Here is a 21,441-nt window from a genome sequence, read left to right on the forward strand (position 1 = left end):
GAATTCCGTGATAGTTTGCATTGCCGAAAAGCCCAGCGTGGCCCGTGAAATTGCCAACGTGCTGGGCGCCACCCGCCGCATGGACGGCTACATGGAAGGCAACGGCTACCAGGTGACCTGGACGTTCGGCCACTTCTGCCAGCTCAAGGAGCCCGACGACTACCAGCCCGAGTGGAAGCGCTGGAGCCTGCACAACCTGCCCATGATTCCGGACAAGTTCGGCATCAAGCTCATGCGCCGCGACGAAGGCGTGGTGAAGCAGTTCCACACCATCAAAAAGCTGGTGGATGAGGCCACGGAAGTGATAAACTGCGGCGACGCCGGCCAGGAAGGGGAGGTGATTCAGCGCTGGGTGCTGCAGGAGGCTAAGTGCCGCAAGCCCGTGAAGCGTCTCTGGATTTCGTCGCTGACGGAAGAGGCCATCCGCCAGGGCTTCGCCAACCTGCGCGAGGCCAGGGAGTTCGACTCCTTATATCAAGCTGGCAAAAGCCGCGCCGTGGGCGACTGGCTGCTGGGCCTGAACGCCACGCGCCTCTTCACCCTCAAATACACCACCTACCAGGACAAGCAACTGCTGAGCATCGGGCGCGTGCAAACCCCCACGCTGGCCCTGCTGGTGGAGCGCTGGCACGAAATCCAGAACTTCCGCCCCGAGCCGTACTGGGTGCTGAAGACGGAATACCGGGGCACCCTTTTCAGCCACATGGCCGCGCCCGACAAAGCCAAAGACGCCGACGCTGCCCCCGATACAAAGTCGCGCCTGCGCGCCCTGGGCTATTTCGTGACCGAGGAAGAAGCCCGCGAAGCCCTGGAAGCCGTGCGCCCCGCGCCGCTGCGCGTCACGGATGTGGAGATTAAGAAAGGCCGCGAATCGCCGCCGCGCTTGTTCGATTTGACTTCGCTGCAGGTGCAGTGCAACAACCAGCTGGGCCTCTCGGCTGAAGACACGCTGAAAATCGTGCAGGCGCTGTACGAGAAGAAAGCCGTGAGCTACCCGCGCGTCGATACCACGTTTCTGCCTGACGACCAGTACGCCAAAATCCCCGGCATCCTGCGCGGCATCGGCTACGATGCGCTGACCAAGCCGCTGCTGGCCACCAAGATTCCGAAGACGCCCAAGGTTTTCAACAACAACAAAGTCACCGACCACCACGCCATCATTCCGACGGGCGCGGCCGGCCCCGGCGGCGGCATGGAAACCAGCGTGTACGACATCATCGCGCGCCGCTTCATCGCTGCCTTCTACCCCGATTGCGAGGTGAGCAACACCACCGTACTGGCCGAAGCCGCCGAGCGCCCCTTCCGTGTGCGCGGCCGCCAGATTCTGAACCCCGGCTGGCGCGTGGTCTACGGCGACCCCACCCAGCAGGCCGCCCCCAAGCCCGCGCCTGCGCCAGGTGCGGCTGGTGCCGCTGCCGAAGCCGATGACGACGCCGTTTCGACGGTGCTGCCCAACTTCGTGAAAGGCGAAAGCGGCCCCCACGACCCGCGCCTGGAAAGCAAGATGACCCAGCCGCCCAAGGACTACACCGAGGCCACGCTGCTGCGCGGCATGGAAACGGCCGGCCGCAACATCGACGACGAGGAGCTGCGCCAGGCCATGAAGGAAAACGGCATCGGCCGCCCCAGCACCCGCGCCGCCATCATCGAAACCCTGTTCAAGCGCAACTACATTAAGCGCGAGAAAAAGCGCATCGTGCCCACGCCCACCGGCGTGGAGTTGATTGGCCTCATCCGAAATCCGACCCTGAAATCGGCTGAGCTGACGGGCCAATGGGAGCACAAGCTGCGCCAGATTGAGCGCGGCGAGCTGTCGTCGGAGGGCTTTCTGGGCGAGCTTTCGGGGCTGGTGAAGGAGATGGTGGCCGAGGTGAAGAACGACGGCCGCGGCCGCATGGTGACCTCCGGCAGCGCCGAGCTGGCCGTGCAGCAGGCGCAGGCCGGCGCTGGCAAAGTACCCGCCGGCATGACCGGCGGCCGGCCTACCACGCCCCACGGCTCGGCCCCACTGCCCGGGGCCAACGGCCTGGGCTACTGCCCCGCCTGCAAAACCGGCCATGTGGTGCGCGGCAAAACGGCCTTCGGCTGCGTGCGCTTCCGCGAGGGCTGCACCTTCCGCCTGCCGGCCGAAGTGCACGGCAAAAAACTGAGCGACCCGCAGGTGAAAGCCCTGCTCGCCAAAGGCCGCACCCCCGTGATGAAAGGCTTCATCGGCGCCGACGGCCAGAAGTTCGACGCCGCCATCGGCCTCGACAACAGCTTCCAGCCCATCCTATTGCAAGTAGCCGAGAGCAAGCCCGGCGCGGCGCCCGATTCGGGCCTGATACCGTGCCCGGTGTGCAAGCTCGGCACCATGCTCAAAGGCAAGACGGCCTACGGCTGCTCGCGCTTCCGCGAAGACTGCCAGTTTCGCGTCGCCTTCGAGTGGGGCGGCAAGCAGCTCACCGAAACGCAGCTCAAGCAACTACTGCGCAAGGGCGAAACCAGCGTCATTAAAGGCTTCATCTCCTCCAAAACCGGCAAGAAATACGACGCCGCGCTGAAGGTGGAAGAGGGGCGCGTGGTGCCGGTGTTTGGGTAAAGCAGGGTGCTTAAGCTATTCATTCAACGGCAGTTGGTAGCTCAGGCAAAAGTGCAGTTGGTGATGCCGGGAGAAATTCGTGGCGACATACGGCTCGGCCAGGAGCCGGGACCGAAGCAAGGGAATACGCGCGCTGAGAAAGCCCATGCCATAGCCAGACTCGTGCCGGGCTACCGCCAGCCCAGCCAGCAGGTGGCGCCCGTCGTCGGCCCCTAAACCAGTGCCCAAAGCAAAGCGGGAAGTATGGTTGCCCAAAGCTAGCATGCCCGTGCCTGCGTCGACCTGTGCAAACAACACCCGCCGGACGCCCACCCATAACTCAGCATCCGGGGCCAGCCAATCGTTACGTAGCGACGAATCGGCGGCCACGGTGGCCGTGTAGCGCAGTTGGCCCAGGTGCAGCCCCGCCCGATAGCCCAGGTCGAGGCCCCACAGGCGGGCGCGCCCTTCCAGATAAGGGTTGAGGTCATACAGGGCTAGGCTGCTGGCGAAGGGTGGTTCTGCTGCTTCGAAGGGTGCCCCGGGCGCGAGCGGGCGGAAGCCGGTGCGCTGGCGGCCACCTCGCAGGCCTATCCCAACAGACTGAATGCCGGTAGCAGATTTCGGACGCAAATCGTAAGCCATGGCCACCCCGGCCAGCGTGTAGTCATGGTAGTAGCCCATGCGCCGGACCGAATAGCCACTGCCGCAAAAGGTACAAAGGATGCTGTTGCTGCTGGATTGGCGCACCACATCGTCCTGGTATTGGCCCTGTGCGGTTTCAGCCGAAAAGCTGAGCGCGCGCGCCTGGCCCATTGCCGGAGCCGGGCTCAGGAACAGGGCGGGCAAAAGCGCCCCTGCCATTGCGTCCACACGGGCAAGGAAACCAGTAGCAACCTTGCGAAGCGGCGAGAAGTAGGTTAACATGTCAGCGCAGGTTAGGACATGTGGATGGCTCTGTTGAACGCGGAAACCCAGGGCTTAAGCTCTAGCGCCCAAGCCGGTAGTTCAGCTTCAGGCTGAAGCTGTTGTGCCGGCCGAAATTGGTGGCCAAGTAGGGTTCCAGGGTGAGTCCGGGCCGGTTGGGCAGGCGTAGCAGGGCGCTGGCAAACCCCATGCCCGGGCTGGGGTTGTGCGGCGAGTGCGCGTAGCCCAGCAGCAGTTGCGGCCCGTTGCGGATGCCCAGGCCGGAACCCAGCCCCAGGCGCGAGGTATAGCCGCCTAGCACGTTTTCGGCCCCGTAGCAAAAGTCGGCCTGCCCAAAAAATGCCTCCGGCTTGCCCATGCGAAGCATGAATTCCGGCATCAAAAAGGCGCTCTCCTTCGATTCGCCGTCGCCAAAGTAGCTGAAGTACCCGAGTTGGCCCATGTGCAGGCCAAACCGGGCGTCGATGCTCTTCCAGCCGTTTTCACGATGAATCTGCTTGTAGATGTGGACATCGACCAGGGTGCGGTGGAAAGTCGTATCTCGGTCGGTAATGGAATTATAGCCGTTGGGTTCGGGCAAGGGCTGAGCGTTGATGCGCTGCTGGCCCACCCACAGGCCCCCGCCCCAGGTATTGGTTTTGCCGGTGGGCTGGTCGAAGTCGTTGTTTTCGCTGGCGGTTTCAACCGCCATTTCGCCCCCCACCGCCGACACTTGCTGCTGCAGCGCCAGTCGCTGGCTGCCGCTGCAACCGGAGTTATTCACCAGAATTTTTTGGTCCGCATCGTGCTGGTTCGCCAGCACGCCCCCGGTCACCGTCAGGGTTTTGGTGGGGCCCGCGCCGGGAGGTGGGGTTTGCTCAGGGGCCGGAGCCTGCGCGGTGCTGATGGCAATAAGGCCCATCAGCAGCAGGCTGAGCGGCAGTCCGGCCAGGCGCAAAGTGCGGGCGTTGGCCCCGGGTGCCAGGGCAGCGCCCACTTCCGCCACCAGCACGACCAGCAGCAGGGCCTTCACCACCAGCACCTCCGGCAGCGTGAGGGCCGCCGGCCCCAGCAGCGCCGTAATGGCCAGCATGCCAACCACCGTGATGAGCCGGGGCCACGGGGCGGAAGGGGAGGCAACGGCATCGGCCGACGTGGTCAAAGCGCCGCCGCGCACGCGCCACGCCCACAGCCCCAGCGCCAGCACCCCCAGCGGCAGTAGCCACAGCTGCAGCTCCAGCCACCGCCCGCCCAGCACCCAATGCCCATCGCCGGCCACCGGCTCACCGGCCGCATCGCGCCCGAAAGCCAGCCCAAAGCGCCCCAGCAGCAGCAAGCCCGTTTGCAGCAGCAGCCACGAGCCTACCGGCCAGCGCCGTCGGCGCGTGGCCAGCAACACGCCACCCACGGCCGCGCACAGCGCCAGGGCCAGCACCTGCGTGGGCACCACCGGCAGGCTGTGGGCGGCCGTAGCGGGCAGCAACCCGGCTTGCACCTGCGTCGCCCAGGGCAGGGTGCCGGCCGCATACGTAAGGCCCCAGGCGGCGCTAGTAGGCTCCCCGAAGCAGCACCCCGTCAGCAAGCAGCCCACGCATTGTACCGCCAGCGCGGCGCACAGGGGCAGGGCCAGCGCATCCAGCACGGCCCAGCTCAGGCCCAGCCAGCGCCGCAGGGCCACCACCGTGAGCGCCGCCGCCAGCCCGCCGCCCAGAATGGAGCGGGCGGTATCAGTTGGGGCGTTGGTGAACAGCAGGCTGTTCCATTCGCCTACCGGGTGGGTGATGAGCTTGGTGCCCAGGATGAGAGCCAAACTGCTGGCTGCCACCAGCGTGAGCCAGGACCGGAGCGGGAAGCCGCGCCGCCAGCCTTCCCACAGCAGCAGCAGCACGTTGGTGAGTGTGGCCAACAGGTAGAATGGGGTGTACGAGTCGTGGCCCGGCGCGTAAGGAATCAGCATAGTCGGTCAGGAGGTGTGAGGTGGCACCGCGAATAGCGGCTGCTAAACCTACCCTCTTAACTGAAAAGAATGAAACCCAACTTCTGCGAATATCAGACTTTTACAGCAGATGTACTCCTGTATAAATGATTGTTATTCAATAAATAGATGAATAATATTTGGACTTTGAGATACGTGCAGATACTACTGCTTTGTCAGCTCGGGCTGGCTGGTGGGCAGCGCCGGGCTTTCCCGGTACTCCACAATATTCTTCACCATTCCCTTGAAGATGATGCCGTGGAAGGGCAGCACCGAGTACCAGTACAAACGCCCGGCCAGCCCGCGTGGGCGGTAGGCGGCCAGCTGCTCCAAGGCGTGGGTGCCGTCGGGCTGGTCCACGATGCGGAACTGCAGCCAGGCCTCGCCGGGGAGTTTCATTTCGGCGTAGAGCAGCAGGCGGCGGCCGGGCTTGTCGGCCACCAGCACGCGCCAGAAATCGAGCGGGTCGCCGGCACGCAGACGCGAGGGCGAGCGGCGGCCCCGGCGCAGGCCCGGCCCGCCCACGGCCTTGTCCATGATGCCCCGGATGCGCCAGAGCCAGTCGGTTTTGTACCAGCCCCGGTCGCCGCCGATGCGCCAGATGTTGTCCAGCACCTCGGCCACCGGCCGGGTAAAGTGCCGAAACTGGCGGTCGAAGAACATGCCGTTTTTCGGAATCTGGATGGCGTCCATGTAGTTCTGGCGCATGGTGCCGCTGCTGATGGCGTCGCTCCAGCTGCTCACCACCTCGTTTTGCTCGATGCGCTGGAAAGCCAGCGCCAGCGCGGCGCGGTAGCTCATGCACGCGTGCGGAATGACCTGGCTGATGCTGCGGGCGGGGTCGCACACGGTGTCGTTTTTCAGGCTTTCGACCAGGCTTTGCGCCAATGAAAACGTGGTGCTCGTGACCAGGTACAGCCACCACGACGACAGCCGCGGCGTAAGCACGGGCACCGTCACTATCCAGCGCTTGTAGCCGCGCTCGGCGGCCAGGCCCAGCAGCATCTGGCGGTAGGTCAGCACGTCTGGCCCGCCCACGTCGAAGGCCCGGCCAAAGCACGCCTCGTTATCCAGTACCGCCGTGAGGTAGAACATAATATCGCGAATGCCAATGGGTTGGCAGCGCGAGTTCAGCCAGCGCGGCGTCACCATTACGGGCAGCTTCTCCACTAAATCCCGAATGATTTCAAACGACGCCGACCCCGAGCCGATGATGATGCTGGCGCGCAACACCGTGAGTCGGGCCTTTTTCGCTTCGCTCAGCACGGCCTCCACGGCGTGGCGGGAGCGCAGGTGCTTGCTCAGGCCTTCGTCGTTGGCAATGCCGGAAAGGTAGATGACCTGCCGCGCCGTGGTGGTGTCCAGAAACTGCGTGAAGTTGTGGGCCGACTGCTGCTCCAGCTGAAAGAAGTTGGCGCTACCGCCGCTCATCGAATGCACCAGGTAATAAGCCACGTCGATGTCAGTGGGCACGTCGGCCAGCGAATCGGGCTTGAGCAGGTCGCCCTGGGCCACGCTCACGCGGCTTTGCAGCGCCTCGGGCAGGATGTCGGTTAGGGCGAAGCGGCGGGCGTCGCGCACCAGGCACACCACCTCGTGGTCGGCGGCCAGCAGCGGGAGCAGGCGCTGGCCAATGTAGCCGGTGGCGCCAGTGAGGAGGATTTTCATGCGGGTAGTGGCCGTATTGGAAAAGCTGGGCCTGCATAAGTTGAACGGTCCTAGCGCCGAGTTGTTCGCAGCCCGGCCTGGGCGGGCCGCAACCCTATGCTGCCAACTCCCATCTTTACTTTCATGAAACACGCTATACCACTTCTCGCCACCAGCCTGCTGCTGGCCGCCGGCGCCCAGGCCCAAACCAAGCTCAGCATGCCCCCGCTGAGCCCCACCACGCACATCCAGCAGCGCTTTTCCACGTCCTACATCGACCTCACGTATTCGCGGCCGTCGCTGCGGGGGCGCACGGCGTTCGGCAGCCTCGTGCCCAACGGCACGGTATGGCGCACGGGGGCCAACACCATCACCAAGGTGCGTTTCGGCGAGGAAGTGAAAATCAACGGCCAGACGGTGCCGGCCGGCGCCTACGCCCTGCTCACCATTCCCGATGCCAAGGAGTGGACGTTCATTCTGAACCGCGACACGGCCCAGTGGGGCAGCTACGAGTACAAGCAGGCCCTCGACGTGCTGCGCGTAAAAGCCAAGCCCACCAAGCTGGCCGCGCCCGTCGAAACCATGTCGCTAACCGTGGAAAACCTGCGCCCTGCCACCGCCGACCTCGTCGTGACCTGGGACCGCACCCAAGTGGCCCTGCCCATCACCGCCGACCCCGACCGCATTGTGATGGGCCAGATTGAGCAAGCCATGAAGGGCGAAAAGAAGCCTTACATCACGGCCGCGCAGTATTACTACAACACTGGCAAAGACCTCACGCCCGCTATTGGCTGGGTCGACGAGGCCATCAAAGCCAGCCCCAGCTACTACGGCTACTATTGGAAAGCCAAGCTGCTACAAAAGCAGGGCAAAAACAAAGAAGCCATCGAAGCCGCCAACAAGTCGCTGGAGCTGGTGCAGGCCGATAAAAACGAAGTTTCAAAAGCCGAATACACCCGCCTGAACCAGGAAGTGCTGGCCGCCGCAGGAGGGCGGAAATAGGGCTTTTTGTAACTTCTGTCATCCTGAGCAAAGCGAAGGACCTTATCACGATAGAACGACATGTTGTATCGTGATAAGGTCCTTCGCTTTGCTCAGGATGACAGGAATGGTGACCTGCCAGCCTACTCGCTCGGCTTGTCGTGCTGCTCTACCATTTTCGAGAAGCTCTTGGCCGCGTTGGTGAACTCCGACGGGATGAGCACCACCGTCGTCGTGTTGTTGTCAATACCGATTTCCGACAGCATCTGCATGCGGCGCAGCTCCAGCGCAATGGGGCTTTCCTCCATCTGCTTGGCGCCCTGCGTGAGCTTGATGGAGGCTTCCAATTCCGCCTCGGCCTTGATGATGCGGGCGCGTTTCTCCCGGATGGCCTCCGCCTCGCGTGCCATGGCCCGCTGCATGGATTCGGGAATTTCTACGTCCTTGATTTCGACCAGTTCCACGCTCACGCCCCAGTTTTCGGTGGCGGTATCCACAATCTGCAACAGTGCCGAGTTGATTTGCTGGCGCTCGCGCAACACTTCATCCAACTGATGTTGGCCAATGATGTTGCGCAACGCCGTGACCGACAGCTGGTAAACCGCCTGGTTGAAATTGGCTACTTTGATGATGGCATCGGCCGGGTTCGTCACCCGAAACCACAGCACGGCGTTTACCTTGATGGTCACGCTGTCCTTGGTGATGGTTTCCTGCTGCTCCAAATCCACCGTTTTGGTGCGGATGTCGATGGTTTGCTGGCGCTCGAAAAACGGAATTATCCAGAACAGCCCCGGCCCGCGCGTGCCCACAAACCGGCCCAGCCGAAACACAATGGCCCGCTCGTATTCCTGCGCAATGCGAATGCCGGAAAGCAGGATTGCAACAACAATTAAAAGGATGTACAGCAACATGGTGGGTTGGGGTTGGTGAGGTTTTGGGTGATGTATCGCGGTGAGAGGCTAGGAATTACAGCGAATCAATTATAAATAATTATTGCTGCTTAAACCCCAGCCCTTTTAACCGCGATTTCACAGCTGCGGCAGTTTTGTATTTGGCAATTTCCGTTTTTCCGTCCCTCCAATCACATTCGCAGCCAGTGAATTTTTCGCTGGTCTTTTTTAAATATGTGAGCTGATTTTTTTGACCGGGATTATCAAAAATGAAGGTTTCATAAAAGGCACCTTCGTAGTCGTAATGGTTTTGTGGGTATTTGCAAAGAATAATTAATTCTTTAGCGGCATCAGTATCCGAATTGGCAAAGAATACCGAAAGAATTTCCGGGTATCCACCATCCTCTTCAATTGGACCAAACGCAATATTCCGGTATTGACCCGGCGATTCCTGAAGATAAATATGCCCTTCTATTCGGTTGTAGCCAATATTGTCATCCTTGGTATCGTCGTAACCATATAGCGCAATAATGGCCTTTTGGCCGCCCCAAGCTGTGGTTTCCAGCACTGGGTGCGCCAGTTGGCGAACGCGCGGTTTCAGCCTGGTTGCGAATTGCTCGGTGGTTTCTGCGCTTTTTCGTTGAATCGTCTGGCCTTGCGATAAGGAAATTGAAAGAAGAAATGTTGCCGGAATTATAAATGAATATCCCATTTCATTATGGCGCAATTATTACCGCCCCACCACCGGTAGCACCGCTACGCTCTCGTGTCCGGCCGCATCAATCGAAGCCACGCCGAAAATGAAGTTGTCCTTGCTGATGGGCAAATCGGCTTTGGTATCCGAAACCGGGAAGCGCTGCTGCCATTGCGGCGTGCTGGTTTCGCGCACCAGCACCACGTAGCCGCTGGGCTTGGGGCCGGCGGCGGGGGCCTGCCAGCGCAGCTCGGTGCGGTTGGTGAGGTTGGCGGTGAGGACTTCGACTTTGGCGGGGGCGGCGGGGGCTTTGGCCAGGGCCACCATCGTGGCGAGGTTGATGCCGGCGTTGCGGCGCAGGTAGGCGAAGTCCACGCCTTCGGTCACGTCGCCGTAGGGGCGTCCCTTTTCGGTGCGCAGGTCCTGGTGCTGGTGGGTGAAATCCTCGTTCATCTCGGTGAAACGGACGGCCGCGAAGCCCTGCTGGTTGAAGGGCGTGTGGTCGCCGCCGCGCAGAAACCGGTCGGGGCGGTACTCCAACGTGGCTTTGTGGCCGTGGCCGTAGAGCTGGGCCGTGCGGTTGATGAAGCGGGCCAGCTGGCGGCTGGGCGCGTCGTTTTCGGAACTGAGCTGGCGGCGGATTTTGGCCTGGTCGGGCGTTTCGTTGGCCGGCACGCCTTCGCTGAACACCCGCACCTGCGTGGCGTCGCTGATTTCGGGGTCGAAGCCGTGGGAGTTGCCCACGATGTCGTTGTTGAGCATCGCAACCAAATTCCAGCCTTCCTTTTTGGCGCGCTCGGCCAGGTGGCCCGAGCCGTAGAGGCCCTGCTCCTCGCCCTGTACGGCTACAAATTTGAGCGTGCAGGGAAATTTCTGGCCGGCCAGCACCCGGGCCAGTTCCATCACCAGCACGGTACCGGAGCCGTCGTCGTTGGCGCCGGGCGCGTCGGCGGTGGCGTTCATCACGTCGGTTACCCGCGAGTCGATGTGGCCGCTCACCAGAATGACGCGGGTGTCCGCCGGGTCGGTGCCGGGCAGGGTGGCCAGCACGTTGGCCATCAGCACGGGCCGGTTGATGCGCCGGCCGTCGGGCTTCACGGTGAAGGTGTCCATCTCCACGGTCATCCTTCCGCCGCCGGCTTTGCTGTATTTCAGGAACTCGTCGCGCACGTAGTTGCGGGCCGCGCCGATGCCGCGGGTGGGGCTCTGCGTGTCGCTCAGGGTGTGACGCGTGCCGAAGGAAACCAGCTTGCGGATGTCGGCTTCGAGGTTTTTGGCCGAAATCTCGTCCACTAGCTTTTGAATGGCGGGGTCGGCGGGCGGCAGGAGCGGGGCGGGCTTTTGGGCAAAGGCGGCGAAGGGCGCGAGGGCCAGGAGGACGGCGGCGAGTTTCATGGCGGGAAGGTAGGGGGCGAATCGAAAAGTAGAAGCAAAAAGAACGTCATGCTGAGCGAAGCCGAAGCATCTCTACCGCAGAAGTAAATAGATTACTTGCACGGTAGAGATGCTTCGGCTTCGCTCAGCATGACGTTCTTATCATCTGCTGAGCTTGCGCTTAACTAAGCCTTATAAAACGGCTCGATGGTGCGGAAATACGGGTTCACGCCTTCCTCTGAATTCATGTCCAGCAGCATCAAATCCACGAACTGGTACACGTTGGTTTTGCCTTCGAGCACGGGGCCGAGCTCCTGCATGAAGCTGGGGTCGGGGTTGGTGCTGATGAAGGCCAGCAGCAGGCGCGGCACGTCGGGGTTGTCGGCGAGCTGCATCTGGGCCAGGTAGGCGGCTTCGATGTGCGGCTGGGTGGCGGCCCAGGCGGCAATGGCATCGGCCACGGCCTGGGGCTGTTCGGCGGGCTGGCTGAGCAGCACCTGGGCATCGCCGCCGCCGGGCGAAAGCGGGCCGGTGAGCTGCCCGTTGAGCAGGGCGGCCAACTCGTCTTTGGGCAGCAGCTTGCCAGCGGGCGAGAAGGGGTTTAGCACGCAGTCCTGGCCCTGAATCATCTGGAAGAAGGCGTGGCCGGGGATGCGCACGTAGGGCACGGGGCCGTTATCGATGCCGCCGTCGGTGAGGCGTGGCACCGAGCTGAAAATGGGCAATTTACCGTCGTTCAGCACCTGCAGCTGGATTTCCTGGCCTTCGCTGAGCACCACTTCGCCGGGCTCGATGCCTTCCATGGGCGCCAGAATCATCAGAATCTCCTCCTGCAGCAGCGCCTGGTAGAAGGCGGGCCTGGCGTTTTCGTCCGTAGCGGCCAGCAGCAGAAGCTGCTCCAGCACGTTTTCGGGCTCGAAAGGCATGGGGAGGGGCTCCGGAATCTGATAGACCGGCGGGGCCGGGGCCACGGGCTCAGCCGGCGCCACGAACTTGGAACCCTGGTAGCGGGGGCCGCCGGCAGCTTTGTCGGCCGGGGCCGCGTTGGGGGCGGCGTTCGGGGTGGGAGGGGTTGCCGGAGTCTCGGCGGGTTTATTTTTCAGAAAGTCTAACAGGCCCATAAAGGATAAGCAAGCAAGTGAATTGGGAGTGCAATCTACGGCGAAAAACGAGTTTTTGGCTGGAGAAATGCGGGTTGGTAGGTGCCGGACTAGAAGAAAATAGGCCGTCATGCTGAGCGCAGCCGAAGCATCTCTACCGAAGTCGTAATCAATTGCGTTGCGCAGTAGAGATGCTTCGATAAGCTCAGCATGACGTTCTGCGGCCCGACGTGCCTCTAACCTCAATGGCACTTATCCAACTGGGCCTGCACGTCGCTGATGGTGCGCGGCGCGGCCTCGTTGCCCCAATGGCTTTCGATGTAGTTCAGCAGGTTGGTTACCTGGGCGGGGCTGAGGCTTTTGTTGCCAGGCATCACGTTGTGGTAGCCCACGCCGTTCACCACAATCACCTCGTTCTGGCCGTTGCGCAGCAGGCAGGGCAGCTCGTCGCGATGGTCGGCAAGGTAGTCGGAGCCGGCAATGGGCGGAATGAGGCGGCCCAAGCCCTGGCCCTGCTCGCCGTGGCAGCTGGCACAGCGCTGCGCGTAGAGCTTCTCGCCCTGGTGCCGGTTGTTGCTGAAGCAGCCGGTGAGGGCAGGGAGCAGTAGAAAGCTGGCGAAGAGGCGTGCGAGAGACATTGATGAATGGGCACGAGGTGATGAAAATCGGCTGTCATCCTGAGCGCAGCGAAGGACCTTATCACGATAAACGATTTAATTACTGCAAACTGTTCTGTCTTTACAAGGTCCTTCGCTGCGCTCACGATGACAGCCGATTTCCCCTTACTTCCCGGCCGTGCCGGCCTTGCGGCTGTCAATTTCGGCCAGCAGCACGGGCAGCTCTTTTTGCAGCCGCGCCACTTCGGTGGGGTTCAGGCTGTCGTAGAGGCCGCGGATGTGGCCCTGGTCGTCCACCAACGCGAAGGTGCCGTTGTGGGCGAAGCCGCCGGGCGCCTCTTTGTCGGGCTGGGCGGCGGTGAAATAGGCGCGGGCCAGCTGAAACACCGTGTCGCGGGCCGTGGGCTCGCCGTGGGCGCCGGTGGTGGCGAAGTGCCAGCGGCTGGCATCGGCAATGCCCAGGCGCTGGGCGTAGTCCTTGAGCACCAGAATGGAATCGTGGGCCGGGTCGATGGTGTGCGAGAGGAACACCACGCGCGGGTCTTTCTCGAACTGGTGGTACACCTTCAGCAGCTCGCCCTGCATTTTGGGGCAGATGCCGGGGCAGGTGGCGAAGAAAAAATCGGCCACGTAGGCCCGGCCGGCAAAGCTTTGGTTGGTGAGGGTCTGGCCGGCCTGGTCGATGAGGCGGAAGCGGGGCACGGTGGCAAAGACGGTATCGGCGGGGCCGCCGTCGGCGCGGGGCACCACGTCGCGCTCGCCCATGATGGGCAGGCGGGCCACTTCCTTGGGTTTTTCGGTGCAGGCCGGCGCGGCCAAAATGGCCGCTAGCCCGGCCAGCAGCAAAAGGCGATTGAGAAGCATAGCGGTAGTTATTTGGCAGGCGTGGATTGCACTTCGCCAGCGGGCGGGTGCTGGGTGAGGAAGCGGGTGGCCGAGTCGAGCGACGACCGGAACTGCCGCTGCACGGTGTTCAGCATTTGCTGTTGCTGCTGGAAATAAGCCAGGCGTGCCTCTGGGGTGGCCGTGCTGTCAGACGCCTTGTATTGGTGCATCCAGTTCATCATGGCCGCATCAGCGGCCTTCAGGCCCTGGATGTAGGGCGCCGGGGCCTCCGAGTGGTAGCCCGAGAGCTTGGTTTTGAGCTTGTAGAGCTGGTCGGTTTGGGCCATCAGCGAGTCGTGCTTGCTCATGAGGGCTATCTCGGCCGCGCTGGTGGGCGAGGGCGCGCCGTTTTCCGTGGTGGGCTTGTTGGGCGAGGAGCAGGCGGCCAGCACCGGAATCAAGGCGGCCAGCGCTACCCGCAGCGAGTTTTTGCAGGAATTTTTCACGCCCCAAAGGTACGGCCGGCGCGGAGCACAGGCACGGCCGGCCGGTGCCCGTTTAGCTTTTAAACTCAACCAGCTGGTCGGCCTGAATCTTCGCTGCATCGGCGCAGTGCAGCCAAGGCTGGCGGGCTACTTCCAACGTGCAGGGCCCGTAGGTGAAAAGCCGGATTGGGCGCCGACGTGCTTCGGTGCGCAGCCGTTCCAACACTTGCACCAGCATATGGCCCCTGAAAGGCGTGTAGAGAAAGAAAACTGTGCCGCAGGCATAATTAGCGTAGCGCGCATCGGCTTCCATGAAAGTCACCTGCGGCAAACCCAAATCTGTGGCCCAGCCAGTAGCCAGCGCGCAATAAACCGGCTCTATTTCAATGCCCTGGGCCGGCAAGCCGCTGAGCAGATGTACCAACAGCGCCACGTGACCCAACCCCGCGCCTACGTCCACAAATACATCGTTGTGATTGAAAGCCGCCCTTTTCGCCAGCTCGAAAATGACGCGGGCCGGCGTTTTCTGGTAGTGCACCATTTCCGGCTCGCGGGCCGCGGTTTCCCGCGGCAGCACCGGCAGAGGAAACAGGCCGTTGGTAAACACATCGAGCAGGTCATACCCGGCCTGCGGGCGGGCACCAGGCGGGCGGCTCACGTACGTTTCCACCATCGCCCGAAATGCCGCGCCCCGGTACTGCCCCGCGTGAATCCCGGCCCTTAGCCGCTCAAAAAGCCCTGTATCAATGGCTTCCAATTGCTGCTTCAGCAACTCGGCCCGACGCTGCAGCGCCGACGAGCCCGGGGCTGGTGGCAGGCTTGCGAGCTGTTCAATGATGTGAAAATCAAGAGTATCCAGCGCCTCGGCCCGGCCGGTAAAATTCAGTTCTTCGCGTAAGGCTGGATTCTGCTCAAGGTCGGCCAAGTCGGCTGCAAGAGCCCAGGCCGGCATTAGCTGGGCAGCAAATCAATCCAGCCGTCCTCGCTCACCACCACGGCCAGCACGGGGTATTTGCTGCTGTGGGCGTAGCGCAGGGCCGAATTGTAGCGCGACCCGCGCGACGAATCGCCCTTCTCCGTGGCCAAGCCATCCAGAATGGCGCCAATGGCGTGGCACATGCCGTTGGGCTCAATGAGCACGGCCCCGTCGATGTTAGTGACGAGGCGCAGCACCGAGGGCGTCATGATGCGCGGCACCACCCGGAAGCATTGCCGGGCCAGGCGCTGGGCCTCCTGCGCCGCCCCGGTGGTGATGACCAGGATAGTGCCATTGGGCTGGGTGGTAGCCTTTTGGGCCAAGTCCCAGAGGTAGTCGGTGCTGTCCACGTCGAGGCTGGGAAACACGATGCGGATGATGCGGGCGAAATTGTCGGCCGCCACTCGGCCCTGGGGCAGGCGCGGCGTGTTGCTCACCACGCGCATCAGCACCTGGCCGTTGTGGCTCATTTCCCAGCTATAGTGGTTGGTGAAATGCACCGTCACGAGCGGCTCAAACTGCGCGTCGGACTCCGGCACCAGCTGGCCCAGGCCAAAGACGTGCGAGGCGTCCGAAATCAGGGCCGTGTGGCCCTCGCTCAGCTCCAGCAGCTTCCGGATGGAGCGGTGGTCGCGCATGGGCACCGGCGTTTCCAGCGTGAGCACCGGCACGATGGCCGGGTGCAGGCGCCGGCTAATCAGCATGGTGCCAATGCCTTCGTCGCCCTCGTGGCGCAGGGCGGCCACGCCGTTGCAGGCGTCATACAGGCCGTGGGTGCCGGCGGGGGCCACGCGCAGCATCAGCCGGCGGCCGGCCGAGCGCAGCAGCTCGTTGTAGTCGCGGTCGAGCACAGGCTGGTCGTTGTCGGCCGTGTCGGCTTCGCGCAGGGCCCGAGCGCAGTCGTGCAAAAACTCCATCACCGTGGCGTGGGGCAGGTTGGCGGGGCGGCCGCTGCTGGGCTTGGGCAGCGAATAATACCCGTCGTAGCAGTCAGCCGAGAGCTGGAGCACCACCGTCACGAGGTACCCCTGCAAGCTCACGGGCACCGAGCAGAACGAGCGGCGGTTTTCGTGGCGCGCCGCCGTGATGCTGTTGAGCGCGGTCTCGGTGGCGCGGCACATCAGCTCGTACCAGTGCTGCTTCTCAAACCGGTCGTGGTCGTTGGGGTGCAGGTGGTACACGGAGCCCTGCGGGCCGGTGTCAGCTTCGAGGGCGGCGGCATTGGTTTTTACTTCGCGAAAATCGGCGGGCGCGTAGCGGGCCGTGGGCGGTTCCACCACCACGGCCTCGGGCTCGTCGGCCTCCCTGGCCGAGGCGAAGCCCAGAAGAAAAACCTCGGGCCGCAGGTTGCGGTCGAGCAAGTTAAAAACCCCCTCGGCAAAGAGTTGGGCCGAAACGCGAAACAGACTTTGGTGTTCCCACATGGGCAGATTCAAGACAGCCGGGCCACGTTGGGGCCCCGACTTCGCCCCGAACTACGGAAAAAACCGGTGGAAAGTGGCGTTCCGAAACAAATTTCCCATTTCAGTGCTTCTTTGCCGACCCGGAAAATCGTATCTTCGGGCTATCGCCGGCCCTTTCAGCCGCCCCTTCCACCGCCAACCTCAAAAGCCCGCCTATGCTCTTCGTCGACATGCTTTTTGTGGTGGCGCTGGCCATTTCTTTCATTCCCATCCTCACGGGCTACTGCGCCCAGAGCCGGGGCCGCTCGTTCTGGCTGTGGTTTGCGCTCGGCTGGCTGGTGCCCATCGCCTCGTTTTTCCTGCTCTTCGCCCTCATCGCCCGCGACGAGCTGAACCCCGGCCGCCGCCTGCTCAACGAAGCCCGCCAACTCCTGCGCGAAGCCGAGGAGCGGGAAAAGGTGCTGCGTTTAGCGAAGAACAAGGAATAAAGAACGAGTAAGTAACACGGAACGGACCGTCCTGCTCAGCGCAACCGAAGCATCTCTACCGCAGTAGTAAATGATTACATTGCGCGGTAGAGATGCTTCGGCTGTGCTCAGCAGGACGTTCTTTTTGCTTACTGCTCATTGCTTACCCCAAGCGTAGCGCCACCCCTCGTGCCACCCAGGCGCCGGTGCTGAAGCAGCCCTGCAGCAGGTAGCCGCCCGTGGGGGCTTCCCAATCCAGCATCTCGCCGGCCACGAATGTGCCGGGCCGCTGCCGCAGCATCAGGTGTTCATCGACGGCGGAAAAGGGGATGCCGCCGGCCGTGGAAATGGCCTCATCCAGCGGCCGCAGGGCCGCAACGGGCAGCGGTAGGGCCTTGAGCAGTGCCGCCAACGCTTCCGGTTTCAAGGTAGAAACTTCGGGCGCCAGCTCACGGAGCAGCGTGGGAACCGGCGGCGCCAAGCTCAAGGCTTTGCGCAGAAAATCGGGCAGCGACGCGCCGTTGCGCCGCTGCTGCAGCCTAGCCAGCAGCGTTGAGGGAGGCAGGTCGGGTTTCAGGTTCAGGAACAACGTGGCAGAGCCGCCACGGTGTAGCGCCTGCCGCACCTGCGGCGTCAGGGCGTATACCGGCGTGCCCTCCACGCCATAGTCCGTCAGCATGAGTTCGCCGCGCACCATGGGGCCATCATGCACTCGCAGGCCAATGTTTTTGAGCGGCGCGCGGCCCACTTTCGTTTTGAAAAACTCCGACCAAGCCACTTCCGCGCCGCAGTTGGCCGGTGCGAAAGGCGTCACCGGCACGCCAATTTCCTGCAGCAGGGGCACCCAGGCGCCATCAGAGCCAGTTTTGGCCCAACTGGCGCCGCCCAGGGCCAGCACGGTGGCCGCGGGCTCAATCGTGGTTTCTGCTCCCGAAATTTCGTTGCGCAGGCGCAGGCCGGTAGCGTCCGCAAAGCCCAGCCAGCGGTGCCGGGTATGGATTTGCACGCCCAACTCCCGCAGCCGGTGCAGCCAGGCGCGAAGCAAATCGGCGGGCTTGTGCGCCGCCACGGGAAAGATGCGCCCGCTGGTGCCCACAAAAGTTTCGATGCCCAGGTCGGCCGCCCAAGTGCGGAGGTCGGTGGGTGAAAAGTGGTTTAGTAAAGCTTCAAAGCGCGTTTCCTCGGCTCCGTAGCGGCTGGCAAAATGCCGTTTGTCCTCCGCATTGCTCAGGTTGAAGCCGCCGTGGCCCGCCACCAGAAACTTGCGGCCCACCGTGGCCTGGGCCTCAAATACCTGCACCGGCAGCCCGGCCTCGGCCAGGCGCTGGGCGGCCATGAGGCCCGCCGGCCCGCCCCCGATGATGGCCACCCATTCACGGCGCTCATTCATATCCAATAGCAAGTGAAAACAACCATCGCGCACCTCGAAAACAGGCCACCAAAGGTACGCTCCCGGTGCGGCCGGGCTTAACCCCAACCGTAGCGCAGCCGTTAGCCAAGGCATCTATGGGACCATATACCATTCTTATCGGCCTGAGCCTGGCCGTGCTGCTTTCTTACGTGTTCGACCTCGCCGCGCGGGCTACCAAGGTGCCGTCGGTGCTGCTGCTCCTGCTTTCCGGCATTGCACTAAGCCAGGCGGCCACGTACTGGGGCGTGGCCGTGGCTGTGCCGTCGGTTTTACTGCAATTGTTTGGCATCGTGGGTCTTATCCTCATTGTGCTGGAGGGTTCCCTCGATTTGCGTCTCACCCGCGACAAGGCGCCGCTCATTCGCCGCTCGTTTCTGGCGGCGGTACTCATCATGGGGGTGCAGGTGGCAGCCATTGCGGCCTTATTGCATTTCTACGTGGGGGCCCGCTGGCAAAGCTGCCTGCTCAATGCCGTGCCGCTGGCCGTAGTGAGCAGCGCCGTGGCCATCCCCAGCGTGGCCGGCCTGGGTGGCGCCAAGCAGGAATTCATCATCTACGAAAGCACTTTTTCCGACATCGTGGGCATCATGCTGTTCAATTTCATCCTGCAGGATGATTTCGCCCAGGGCTGGTCCGTCGTCACGTTTGGGCGCGATGTGCTGGCTGTGGGCGTGGTGGCCGTGCTGAGCACAGCGCTGCTGGCCTGGCTGCTGGGGCGGCTGCGCTCGCACGTCAAGTTTTTTCTGCTGTTCGCCTTTCTGGTGCTCATCTATAGCATTGCCAAAAAGCTGCACCTCTCGTCGTTGGTGCTGGTGCTGGCCTTTGGCCTGGCCGTCAACAACGCCGACCAGCTGCTGAAGCACCCGCTGCTGCGCCGCTTCCTGCACCCCGAGCAGCTGGCCGGCGAACTGCACCAGCTCAAAAGCATCACCGCCGAATCGGCTTTTCTGATTCGCACGTTTTTCTTTCTCCTCTTTGGCTACTCCATCACCCTGAGCAACTTAGTGAGCGTGAGCCTGCTGCTGCAAGGCGGGCTCATTGTGGGCGTGCTCACGCTGGTACGCTACGTGTACCTACGCTACGTGGCCCGCACCGACCTCGTTCCCGAGCTTTTCATCGCGCCCAAAGGCCTCATTTCGGTGCTGTTATTCTACAGCATTCCGGCCCGGTTTTTAATCGGTGAAGTGAGCGAAAACATTCTTTTCGTCGTCATCCTGCTCACGGGCCTGCTCATGATGGTGGGCCTGCAGCTAGCCCGCCAAGCGCCGGAGCTGGGCGAGTATTGAGCCGCAGACTTTACGCCTCGCTTTCCTGAATAAGTTGGCGGCGGTAGCGGGCCAGAATGTCGGTTTTCAGGATGAAGCCGAGGTAGCGGCCGTCTTCCTCGCACACCGGCAGGGCCCAGTAGCCGTAGCGGTCAAGGAGGCTGAGGGTGTGTTCCAGGTCGTCGGCCGGGCCTACCACGGCAGGGGCGGGCTTCATTAGCTCGCGCACGTGGGTGGTGCTGTAGTGCGCGTCGTCAAACAAGGCATCGCGCACCGAATTCAGGCTGACCACGCCCAGCAGCCGCCCCCCGGCCGCCACCACCGGAAACAAGTCGCGCGAGGAATGCCGGAAAATATCTACCAGCTCACCCAGCGTCGTGCTGGGCCGCACCGGAATAAAATCGGTGGCCAGCAGCTTGCGCGGGTCGAGCTGGGCCAGCAGGCCCCGGTCGCGGTTGGCGTATACGTCCACGCCTTTCAAAGTGAGTTTGCGCGTGTACACCGAATAGGGCTCAAAGTATTTGGTAATCAGGTAGGAGGAGCTGGTTACCACCATCAGCGGCACAAACAGCGCGTAGCCGCCCGTGATTTCGGCAATGAGGAAGATGGCCGTGAGCGGCGCGTGAATGACGCCCGCCAGCGTGCCCGCCATGCCCAGCACAATGAAATGCACCTCCGGAATGTGCACCAGCCCGCTCAGATTAATCAAGCGGGCAAAGAAAAACCCTGCCAGCGCCCCCGCAAACAACGACGAGCCGAACATGCCGCCGTTGCCGCCGCTGCCCACCGTGATGCTGGTGGCCACCACTTTCAGCATCATGCTGAACAGCACCAGCAACAGCAGCAGCCAAGGGTTGTTGTCCTGATACACTGAGAAGATGCTGCCGTCGGTGATGTGCTCTGGATGGCCGCGTAGCAGCAATTCTACCGTGTTGTAGCCCTCGCCGTAGAGCGTAGGAAACAGGAAAATAAGCCCGCCCAGCGCGATGCCGCCCAGTGCCACCTTTCGCCAGTCCAGCCCCGGCCACCGCTCAAAAAAATGGTCGAACCAGTGATAGGTCCGAATCATGTAAACCGAGAAAAAAGCCGTAAACAAGCCCAGCAGCACGTAAAACGGCACCGCATCAACCGGCCAGCTCGTGGTGATGAGCACGAACGGCTGCCCCGCATACAGCGCCTTCGACACCACCGTGGCCGTGGCCGACGAGATGAGCAGCGGAATGAAATACTGCGCCGGCAGTTCCAGCAAAATGGTTTCAACGGCAAACAGCACGCCCGAAATTGGCGAGTTGAAGATGGCCGCCACGCCCGCCGCCGCCCCGCAACCCGTGAGCAGGCGCCGGCGCCGTCGGTCCAAGTGCAGTACGCGGCCCGCGTTGGAGCCCAGCGCCGAGCCCGTCACGGAGATGGGCGCCTCCGTACCGGCCGAGCCGCCAAAAGTGACCGTGAGAAAAGCCGTTATGAGCTGCGAGTATAGCTTGGAGCGCGGCACCACGCTGCCCTCCCGGGCCGTGTTGTAGATGATGGGCCCGATGCCCCGGCCCAACTGACCCCCCAGAAAAAACTTGGTAAACAGCACCGTAAGTGTGATGCCAATCACCGGATAAACCGACAGGGCAAACACGCGGCTCGGCTCCGAAATGCCTTCCCGCAACATTTCCTGTCCCCAGTGCACCGAGGTTTTCAGCAGCACCGCCGCCAGCCCCGCGCCCCCGCCCACCAGCACGCTCAACAGCAGCATATACATCCGCTCGCTGATGTGGCGGGCCCGCCACACTAACAGCGGACGCAGCAATCGGTGGACGGCGTGGTGGGGCATAGGGGCAGCAGAAGGTTGGCGCTAGCGTACCAACGCAAAAAAAATG

At 62.7% G+C, this 21,441-nt stretch carries 18 protein-coding genes; 4 read left to right on the forward strand and 14 right to left on the reverse strand.

The annotated features are described in order from the left end of the window. Nucleotides 1-7 precede the first annotated feature (7 nt). The gene (locus tag Q4S41_RS17315; RefSeq protein WP_305032395.1) at nucleotides 8-2,581 is read left to right on the forward strand and encodes a type IA DNA topoisomerase; all 2,574 of its coding nucleotides are present in this window, start codon (nucleotides 8-10) and stop codon (nucleotides 2,579-2,581) included. Nucleotides 2,582-2,596: 15 nt separating this feature from the next. On the opposite strand, the gene Q4S41_RS17320 is transcribed toward Q4S41_RS17315, so the two are convergent. The 3 genes from Q4S41_RS17320 to Q4S41_RS17330 form a co-directional block, all read right to left on the reverse strand. After that, nucleotides 2,597-3,424: a hypothetical protein gene (locus Q4S41_RS17320; protein ID WP_305032396.1), complete on the reverse strand. Its 828-nt coding sequence runs from the start codon at nucleotides 3,422-3,424 to the stop codon at nucleotides 2,597-2,599. 124 nt (nucleotides 3,425-3,548) lie between these two features. Next, complete coding sequence (locus tag Q4S41_RS17325; RefSeq protein WP_305032397.1) at nucleotides 3,549-5,423, reverse strand: prolipoprotein diacylglyceryl transferase family protein; 1,875 nt, start codon at nucleotides 5,421-5,423, stop codon at nucleotides 3,549-3,551. A gap of 183 nt (nucleotides 5,424-5,606) precedes the next feature. Further along, on the reverse strand, nucleotides 5,607-7,109 hold the full coding sequence (locus Q4S41_RS17330; protein ID WP_305032398.1) for an SDR family oxidoreductase: 1,503 nt from the start codon (nucleotides 7,107-7,109) through the stop codon (nucleotides 5,607-5,609). Nucleotides 7,110-7,232: 123 nt separating this feature from the next. Between Q4S41_RS17330 and Q4S41_RS17335 the strand changes: the two genes are divergently transcribed. Beyond that, nucleotides 7,233-8,090 carry a DUF2911 domain-containing protein gene (locus Q4S41_RS17335; protein ID WP_305032399.1) on the forward strand — a complete coding sequence of 286 codons (858 nt, stop codon included), beginning with the start codon at nucleotides 7,233-7,235 and terminating at the stop codon, nucleotides 8,088-8,090. A 122-nt stretch (nucleotides 8,091-8,212) separates the two neighbouring features. Here Q4S41_RS17335 and Q4S41_RS17340 read toward each other — a convergent pair whose 3' ends face one another. From Q4S41_RS17340 to Q4S41_RS17380, 9 genes are all read right to left on the reverse strand, one after another. Then, nucleotides 8,213-8,980: a slipin family protein gene (locus Q4S41_RS17340; protein WP_305032400.1), complete on the reverse strand. Its 768-nt coding sequence runs from the start codon at nucleotides 8,978-8,980 to the stop codon at nucleotides 8,213-8,215. 79 nt (nucleotides 8,981-9,059) lie between these two features. Further along, complete coding sequence (locus Q4S41_RS17345) at nucleotides 9,060-9,671, reverse strand: hypothetical protein (protein WP_305032401.1); 612 nt, start codon at nucleotides 9,669-9,671, stop codon at nucleotides 9,060-9,062. Nucleotides 9,672-9,689: 18 nt separating this feature from the next. Then, the gene (locus tag Q4S41_RS17350) at nucleotides 9,690-11,048 is read right to left on the reverse strand and encodes a M20/M25/M40 family metallo-hydrolase (protein WP_305032402.1); all 1,359 of its coding nucleotides are present in this window, start codon (nucleotides 11,046-11,048) and stop codon (nucleotides 9,690-9,692) included. A gap of 164 nt (nucleotides 11,049-11,212) precedes the next feature. Continuing rightward, nucleotides 11,213-12,148, reverse strand: a complete 936-nt coding sequence (locus Q4S41_RS17355; protein ID WP_305032403.1) for an enhanced serine sensitivity protein SseB C-terminal domain-containing protein — start codon at nucleotides 12,146-12,148, stop codon at nucleotides 11,213-11,215. 221 nt (nucleotides 12,149-12,369) lie between these two features. Next, nucleotides 12,370-12,765: a c-type cytochrome gene (locus Q4S41_RS17360; RefSeq protein ID WP_305032404.1), complete on the reverse strand. Its 396-nt coding sequence runs from the start codon at nucleotides 12,763-12,765 to the stop codon at nucleotides 12,370-12,372. Nucleotides 12,766-12,909: 144 nt separating this feature from the next. Continuing rightward, the gene (locus Q4S41_RS17365; RefSeq protein ID WP_305032405.1) at nucleotides 12,910-13,608 is read right to left on the reverse strand and encodes an SCO family protein; all 699 of its coding nucleotides are present in this window, start codon (nucleotides 13,606-13,608) and stop codon (nucleotides 12,910-12,912) included. Nucleotides 13,609-13,616: 8 nt separating this feature from the next. After that, entirely contained in the window at nucleotides 13,617-14,075 is a 459-nt protein-coding gene (locus Q4S41_RS17370) for a hypothetical protein (protein WP_305032406.1), read from the reverse strand. A 52-nt stretch (nucleotides 14,076-14,127) separates the two neighbouring features. Next, nucleotides 14,128-15,006, reverse strand: a complete 879-nt coding sequence (locus tag Q4S41_RS17375; RefSeq protein WP_305032407.1) for a hypothetical protein — start codon at nucleotides 15,004-15,006, stop codon at nucleotides 14,128-14,130. Beyond that, a complete protein-coding gene (locus Q4S41_RS17380) occupies nucleotides 15,006-16,454 on the reverse strand; it encodes a diadenylate cyclase (protein ID WP_305032408.1) in 1,449 nt (482 codons plus the stop codon). Before Q4S41_RS17380 ends, Q4S41_RS17375 begins: the two co-directional genes overlap by 1 nt. A 194-nt stretch (nucleotides 16,455-16,648) precedes the next feature. On the opposite strand from Q4S41_RS17380, the gene Q4S41_RS17385 reads away from it, so the two are divergent. Then, the gene (locus Q4S41_RS17385; protein WP_305032409.1) at nucleotides 16,649-16,921 is read left to right on the forward strand and encodes a hypothetical protein; all 273 of its coding nucleotides are present in this window, start codon (nucleotides 16,649-16,651) and stop codon (nucleotides 16,919-16,921) included. 142 nt (nucleotides 16,922-17,063) lie between these two features. Here the strand turns inward: Q4S41_RS17385 and Q4S41_RS17390 are convergent, their stop codons facing one another. Beyond that, entirely contained in the window at nucleotides 17,064-18,290 is a 1,227-nt protein-coding gene (locus Q4S41_RS17390) for a TIGR03862 family flavoprotein (RefSeq protein WP_305032410.1), read from the reverse strand. Between the two features lie 116 nt (nucleotides 18,291-18,406). On the opposite strand from Q4S41_RS17390, the gene Q4S41_RS17395 reads away from it, so the two are divergent. After that, nucleotides 18,407-19,597: a hypothetical protein gene (locus Q4S41_RS17395; RefSeq protein WP_305032411.1), complete on the forward strand. Its 1,191-nt coding sequence runs from the start codon at nucleotides 18,407-18,409 to the stop codon at nucleotides 19,595-19,597. A 10-nt stretch (nucleotides 19,598-19,607) separates the two neighbouring features. Here the strand turns inward: Q4S41_RS17395 and Q4S41_RS17400 are convergent, their stop codons facing one another. Then, nucleotides 19,608-21,395: a chloride channel protein gene (locus Q4S41_RS17400; protein WP_305032412.1), complete on the reverse strand. Its 1,788-nt coding sequence runs from the start codon at nucleotides 21,393-21,395 to the stop codon at nucleotides 19,608-19,610. Between the last annotated feature and the right edge of the window lie 46 nt (nucleotides 21,396-21,441).

It is taken from the genome of Hymenobacter convexus, from assembly GCF_030580955.1.
Lineage (GTDB): Bacteria > Bacteroidota > Bacteroidia > Cytophagales > Hymenobacteraceae > Hymenobacter.

Bases quoted from the DNA above. Each gene is read 5' to 3' on its own strand.
- Q4S41_RS17320 (WP_305032396.1), bottom strand. From the start codon at position 3,424: ATGGCAGGGGCGCTTTTGCCCGCCCTGTTCCTGAGCCCGGCTCCGGCA.
- Q4S41_RS17325 (WP_305032397.1), bottom strand. From the start codon at position 5,423: ATGCTGATTCCTTACGCGCCGGGCCACGACTCGTACACCCCATTCTAC.
- Q4S41_RS17330 (WP_305032398.1), bottom strand. From the start codon at position 7,109: ATGAAAATCCTCCTCACTGGCGCCACCGGCTACATTGGCCAGCGCCTG.
- Q4S41_RS17335 (WP_305032399.1), top strand. From the start codon at position 7,233: ATGAAACACGCTATACCACTTCTCGCCACCAGCCTGCTGCTGGCCGCC.
- Q4S41_RS17340 (WP_305032400.1), bottom strand. From the start codon at position 8,980: ATGTTGCTGTACATCCTTTTAATTGTTGTTGCAATCCTGCTTTCCGGC.
- Q4S41_RS17345 (WP_305032401.1), bottom strand. From the start codon at position 9,671: ATGGGATATTCATTTATAATTCCGGCAACATTTCTTCTTTCAATTTCC.
- Q4S41_RS17350 (WP_305032402.1), bottom strand. From the start codon at position 11,048: ATGAAACTCGCCGCCGTCCTCCTGGCCCTCGCGCCCTTCGCCGCCTTT.
- Q4S41_RS17355 (WP_305032403.1), bottom strand. From the start codon at position 12,148: ATGGGCCTGTTAGACTTTCTGAAAAATAAACCCGCCGAGACTCCGGCA.
- Q4S41_RS17360 (WP_305032404.1), bottom strand. From the start codon at position 12,765: ATGTCTCTCGCACGCCTCTTCGCCAGCTTTCTACTGCTCCCTGCCCTC.
- Q4S41_RS17365 (WP_305032405.1), bottom strand. From the start codon at position 13,608: ATGCTTCTCAATCGCCTTTTGCTGCTGGCCGGGCTAGCGGCCATTTTG.
- Q4S41_RS17375 (WP_305032407.1), bottom strand. From the start codon at position 15,006: ATGCCGGCCTGGGCTCTTGCAGCCGACTTGGCCGACCTTGAGCAGAAT.
- Q4S41_RS17380 (WP_305032408.1), bottom strand. From the start codon at position 16,454: ATGTGGGAACACCAAAGTCTGTTTCGCGTTTCGGCCCAACTCTTTGCC.
- Q4S41_RS17385 (WP_305032409.1), top strand. From the start codon at position 16,649: ATGCTCTTCGTCGACATGCTTTTTGTGGTGGCGCTGGCCATTTCTTTC.
- Q4S41_RS17390 (WP_305032410.1), bottom strand. From the start codon at position 18,290: ATGAATGAGCGCCGTGAATGGGTGGCCATCATCGGGGGCGGGCCGGCG.
- Q4S41_RS17395 (WP_305032411.1), top strand. From the start codon at position 18,407: ATGGGACCATATACCATTCTTATCGGCCTGAGCCTGGCCGTGCTGCTT.
- Q4S41_RS17400 (WP_305032412.1), bottom strand. From the start codon at position 21,395: ATGCCCCACCACGCCGTCCACCGATTGCTGCGTCCGCTGTTAGTGTGG.